Source organism: Kitasatospora sp. NPDC057512, from assembly GCF_042802135.1.
Lineage (GTDB): Bacteria > Actinomycetota > Actinomycetes > Streptomycetales > Streptomycetaceae > Kitasatospora.
The window spans coordinates 1-5,340 of the sequence record NZ_JBHVET010000617.1; the positions used below are offsets into that span (position 1 = coordinate 1).

At 72.6% G+C, this 5,340-nt stretch carries 5 protein-coding genes; 1 reads left to right on the plus strand and 4 read right to left on the minus strand.

All coding sequences use genetic code 11. From position 1 onward, the window contains the following. Positions 1-1,777: 1,777 nt before the first annotated feature. The gene (locus tag ACFU6K_RS30445; RefSeq protein ID WP_181970396.1) at positions 1,778-1,936 is read right to left on the minus strand and encodes a DUF6760 family protein; all 159 of its coding nucleotides are present in this window, start codon (positions 1,934-1,936) and stop codon (positions 1,778-1,780) included. Beyond that, the gene (locus tag ACFU6K_RS30450) at positions 1,933-2,415 is read right to left on the minus strand and encodes a hypothetical protein (RefSeq protein ID WP_380668430.1); all 483 of its coding nucleotides are present in this window, start codon (positions 2,413-2,415) and stop codon (positions 1,933-1,935) included. Before ACFU6K_RS30450 ends, ACFU6K_RS30445 begins: the two co-directional genes overlap by 4 nt. 143 nt (positions 2,416-2,558) lie before the next feature. Between ACFU6K_RS30450 and ACFU6K_RS30455 the strand changes: the two genes are divergently transcribed. After that, complete coding sequence (locus tag ACFU6K_RS30455) at positions 2,559-3,782, plus strand: RNA-guided endonuclease InsQ/TnpB family protein (protein WP_380668432.1); 1,224 nt, start codon at positions 2,559-2,561, stop codon at positions 3,780-3,782. A gap of 32 nt (positions 3,783-3,814) precedes the next feature. On the opposite strand, the gene ACFU6K_RS30460 is transcribed toward ACFU6K_RS30455, so the two are convergent. Next, a complete protein-coding gene (locus ACFU6K_RS30460; RefSeq protein ID WP_049660364.1) occupies positions 3,815-4,255 on the minus strand; it encodes a phage tail protein in 441 nt (146 codons plus the stop codon). An 81-nt stretch (positions 4,256-4,336) separates the two neighbouring features. Continuing rightward, positions 4,337-5,340 (minus strand): phage tail sheath family protein (locus ACFU6K_RS30465; RefSeq protein WP_380668434.1); only part of this gene is annotated, 1,004 nt, incomplete at its 5' end.

Genomic DNA, 5,340 nt, shown 5'->3' on the forward strand with positions numbered 1-5,340 from the left:
GGCTGGGTCGGCGTGGCACGTTCGGGAGTCGGCGCCGAGGACGCGGGCGCGGACGTGGAGCGCTGGACGGACGCGCCCTCGGCGGTCCCGCTCCTACGGGCGAGGGCCGGACCGGATCCGGTCGACGCCGACGGCACAGGCGCGGACGTAGCGCCCTCCACGGCCCCACCCCTACGCACGGAGGTCGGGTCGGACTGAGCCGACGTGCCACGACCGGGAGCCGGTGCCGACGACGCGGGCGAGCCCGTCGCACGCTGGACGGACGCGCCCTCGACGGCCCCACCCCTGCGGGAGGGGACCGGACCGGGCTGGGTCGGCGCGGCACGATCGGACGTCGGCGAGGACGTAGCGCGCTGGACCGGCGCGCCCTCAACGGCCCTGCCCCTACCGGTGGAGGCCGGACCGGGCCGATCCGACGCGGCACGACCCGGAGTCGGCGACGACGAAGGCGCGGGCGCACCGGCCCCGGACGGCGTGCGCTGGACAGGTGCGCTCCCGGCGGACCCACGGTCGGGCCGCGCCGGTGCCGGGTTGCCCGGCTCGCTGCCCGTACGAGCACGGCGGGAAGGGGTGGTGGCGGCGTCACGGACCCCGCCCCCGGACGGCCGGGCACCGTCGGTCCCGCCCGCCCCGGAGCCGGTGGGCCCCGGATCGGCGGCGACGACGGGCATGGCCGGCGTACCCGACGGGGCACCAGTGGCCCGGGGGCCGCCGGTGGCCAGGGGCGAGGCGCTGGCGGGCAGCGCGGTCAGGGGCGCGCCGAGGACCGGGCGGGCGGCCGCGCCACCACCCGACACGGCGGCGCGCTGGACCACCCCTTCGCCCCGCGCGGGCGCAGCGGTGGCTCCCGTACCCGGCGAGGTCCGTACGACGACCTCGGAGCTCACGGACGGCCGTGAGCCCTCAATGGGTTCGCCCGTCGCCGCTGCGGATAGCGGCAGCGCATCCGTGACCCGGCCCGACGGCTCGGCGGCGGTGTCCCGCCCGCCGACCGCACCCGGGACGGCCGTCACCGGGCGTACCGGCAGGGCCCGGGGGCGCCGCGCGACGGTCAACGGTGCGCCGACGGCGCGCGGACGGACCGGACGGTCGGCCCGGACCACCGCGTCGGACGGACGCGAGGAGGCAGTGGCCCCAACGGGCATCGCCCCGGCATCGGCCGTCGGCACCGTAGGTTGCGGTGAACTACCCCGCACCCCAGCGGAGTTCGACTCACCGGGCTCCGCTGCTCCGGCTGTCGCCGCGGCGGCCCCCGGCGCACCGCCGGAGGCCCCGCCCGCGCGTGCCCGACGCGGCCCCGAACGCACCGGAAGCCGCCGCAGCCGGACGGACCGCTGGACCGGCCGGGCCTGCCGAGGCGCCGCCGACTCCCCGCTCTCCACCGGCTCTTCCGCCCCGGACTCCCTCGGGAGGACCGGCACGACGAGCTCGTCCCCGCCCGTGCGGACGGGCGCCGGGGAGCCCGGCCCCGCCACCGCCCGCAGGATGCCGGCCGGCGCGGTCGGGAGGACCGCGTGGCCGAGCGGCCCGCAGAGGGAGGGGTCCTGCCAGGCGCTGAGCCGGGAGCGGAACCTCAGGCCGTCGCTGACGCCGTGGCCCGGCCCGGCCAGGGTCGGGACCAGCGGCGCGACCGCGCGCCAGCCCCCGTCCCCCGCCGCCGGTCGCCGCTGAACGACCTCGCCCGTACCGCCGGGCGCACCGTCAGCACCGCCGTCGCCGACGGCGGTGTCGCCGCCGCCCCGACGCCGGCCGATCCAGTCCCGAAGCCCCACCCGGCTCACCCGCCTTCACTGATGCGGGTGTTGAGCCGGGCGATCTCCCTGACCCACTGCCCGCGTTCGCGGTGGGTCAGGTCGAGGATGTCCTCCCGCTGCCAGTGGAAGTGGTAGGCGATGTACGCGATCTCCTCGTACAGCCGAGCAGGCGCGTACGTCACGATTCCCCCAGGCGCCCACCGGCGAGGTCGACCTCGAAGGCGCCGTCGCAGTGCGGGCAGGTCACCGCGGCGCGCGTGTGGCCTTCGCTGTTGATCCGCTGGTAGAGGTCCTGGAGGAAGGCCACGTCGGTGGCGTACATCCGCTCGACGATCCCGGCGTGCACGTCGGTGAGGTCGCCGAGCCGGGTGATCACGTGGCTGAGCAGCACCACGCTGAGGTAGGCCGGGTTCTCCTTGACCCGCAGGTCGATCTGCGGCATCAGCTCGTCGCGCGCGGTGGCCAGGCGCATGGCGCCGTGCCGGTGCACGGTGCCCTCGTCGTCCACGTAGCCGATCGGCAGCTCGAACTCGAACTCGGTGTGCGGCGCCCGCCCCCGGGGCTGCGCCGCCGCTGCCGCCGGGGCCTGCTGCTGCGGCGCGGTGTTCTGGGGGGCCGGAGCCCGTTCCAGCAGCTCCTCCAGGCCGATCTTCCGCCTCACCGAATCACTCCTCGGATGTCCCCGGATTCGACGGAGGAGCGAATCGGTCCGCGGCTCGGAGCCCCGCAGTGGCGGAGGTCTCTGCGCATCTGTTCTGACCTGCACTCTCATTCATTGTCAGTGGGTGCTGTTACGTTGCGGTCATGACGAAAGCGTCGACAGTGGACGGTGCCCGGCACGCCAGGTACACGTACCGGCTACGTGTGTCGTCCTCCGCGTCCGCCCTGCTGGAAGCGGAGTGGGGCCGGTGCCGATGGCTGTGGAACGAGTGCGTCCATCTGTCCCGCACGATCTACCTGCACAACCGGGCCGACTCCGGGAGCAAGCGCACCTGCGGTCCCGCCGACCTGGACAGGCTCCTCACCAAGGCGCGCCGTGCGATGGCGTGGCTGCGCGATGGGGCATCGGTGCCGCAGCAGCAGGTCGTCCGGGACTTCTCCACGTCGAGAGCCAAGGCCATGAAGGACATCAAGGCGAAGCTGCCGATGCGTCAGCGCGCTGGGATGCCCAGACCGAAACGCAAGCGGGAGACGCTTCCTTCGCTCAACTACACCCGGCGCGGATTCCGGATCAACGACGGCAGACTGCATCTGGCCGGCGGCATCGTACTGACCGTGGTGTGGTCCCGCGACCTGCCTTCCGACCCGTCCAGCGTACGGGTGTTCCGCGACGATTCCGGGCACTGGTGGGCTTCCTTCGTGGTCCTGTCCCAAGTCGAGCCGCTGCCCGTCACCGGCCGTGTCATCGGGATCGACTGGGGCGTCAGGGAGATCGCCACCACAACCAGTGACGCCCACGACCTTCCCCACCCTCGGCACGGGAAGAGTGCCGCGCAGAAACTCGCTCACTACCAGCGGCAGATGGCCCGTAGGCGGCAGCCGAAGGGAAAGGCCCAGACCAAGGGCTACCAAAGGGCCCGGCTGCAGGCGGCCAAGCTCCACAGGAAGATCGTCAACCGCCGACAGGACACGGCTCGAAAGTGGGCCAAGTCGGTGGTGCGCGACCACGACGCGATTGCGGTGGAAGACTTCCGGCCGAAATTCCTCGCCAAGACCACCATGGCCAACAAGGCGGCCGATGCCGCGATCGGTGCCACGAAGGCCGCGCTGGTCGAGATGGCCCGCAAACACGGACGGGCCGTGTATCTCGTCAGCCCCTCGCACACCACGATGGATTGTGCGCACTGCGGTGTGAGAGCCAAGCACCGTCTCCCCCTCTCCGAGAGGATCTACTCGTGCACCGCGTGCGGAGCCGTATCGCCTCGCGATAAGAACTCCGCCCGCGTGATGCTCGTCCGGGCTGGTCTCGCCCCGGCTGGTGTTGATCGTGGAAGACCTGAACGTCCGCAGGGCGATCAGGCAGCGTGAGCCAGGAATCCCCTCCCTCGGAGGGGAGGATGTCATTCGACCGAGATCTCCTCGAACACGATGGTCACGGTCTCGGTGGCGGCGCTGGACTCGCCGGCGCTGAGGGTCGGGCCCTCCCAGCGGCTTGCCCAGGCGTTGAGGAGCTGGATGCGCCGCAGGGTGGCACCGGTGGTGTCCTTGACCTCGATGGTGAGGTTCTGCCGCGCGGTGTTGATCGCCCCGTTGTTGAGGGTCTCCTTGATCCAGTCCGTGAACGCACCGCTCTTGTCCAGGCCGCGGGTGATGGTCACCTCGCCGGGGAGCCGGGCGCCGGGCTGCTTGCGGACGATCAGTTTGCCCTCTTGGGTCACCTGCTTGTACTCGACGACGTCCTGTTCGACCGTCAGGTTGCTGATCTCCTTGACGGACTCGACGTTGTAGCCGCCGAGTTGGACACCGAATATGTGTGTGGAGAGCGGATCGCCTTCAGCCATGGGTTTGTGTCACCTTCCGATGCGAGGGGTGCCGACGGTGCCGGGAAGTGGCGCCGAGGGGTGTGGTGCCGACCGGGCCGGTCACTCGTTGACGAGGCTCGTGCTGTCGGAGAACTGGGACAGCCGGAACACCACGAACTCCGCGGGCTTCACCGGCGAGACGCCGATCTCGCAGATCACCTGGCCGAGGTCGATGGACTCCGGCGGGTTGTTGTCGCGGTCGCACTTGACGTAGAAGGCCTCGGCCGCGGTCTGGCCGAACAGGGCCCCGCGCCGCCACTCCTCGGTGAGGAACGCGGTGATGTTCCGGCGGATGCTGGACCACAGCCGGTCGTCGTTGGGCTCGAAGACCACCCACTGGGTCCCCAGGAGGATGGACTCCTCCAGGTAGTTGAACAGCCGGCGCACGTTCAGGTAGCGCCACGCGGGGTCGGAGGAGAGGGTGCGCGCGCCCCAGATCCGGATGCCGCGACCGGGGAACGCCCGGACGCAGTTGACGCCGATCGGGTTCAGCAGGTCCTGCTCGCCCTTGCTGAGGCGCAGCTCCAGGTCGACCGCGCCGCGGATGACCTCGTTGGCGGGCGCCTTGTGCACGCCGCGCTCGGCGTCGCTGCGCGCCCACACCCCGGCCGCGTGGCCACTCGGCGGGACCAGCACGTTGCGGCCGCTGGCCGGGTCGAACACCTTGATCCACGGGTAGTAGAGCGCGGCGTAGCGGGAGTCGTAGCCCGCCTCGTCGTTGCGCCAGGTGCGCATCCGCTGGGCGTTGAGGCCGGGCGGCGGGTCCAGGACGGCGATCCGGTCGCCCATCTGCTCGCAGTGCGAGATCACCGCCAGCTGGACGGTGCGCAGGCCCTCGTCGTCGAGGTCGCCGCGCTGGTAGGCGCTCATCAGGTCGGGCACCGCGACCATGGTGATCTCGTCGATCGCCTCCAGGCCGCCGAAGCCGGTCCGGGCGGCGGCGTCGCCGACGTACTCGGCGGGGTCGAGCCGGCCGGCCGGGGCCGCGGCCGGCGCGGGCGCGGCGGCCAGGGCGTGGCCGCGGCGCTCGGGGCGGCTCGGCGCGGTGCCGGGCTGTTCGGCGC

Excerpts from the sequence above, each read along its gene's own strand:
- ACFU6K_RS30460 (WP_049660364.1), bottom strand. The coding sequence starts at position 4,255 with ATGGCTGAAGGCGATCCGCTCTCCACACACATATTCGGTGTCCAACTC.
- ACFU6K_RS30455 (WP_380668432.1), top strand. The coding sequence starts at position 2,559 with ATGACGAAAGCGTCGACAGTGGACGGTGCCCGGCACGCCAGGTACACG.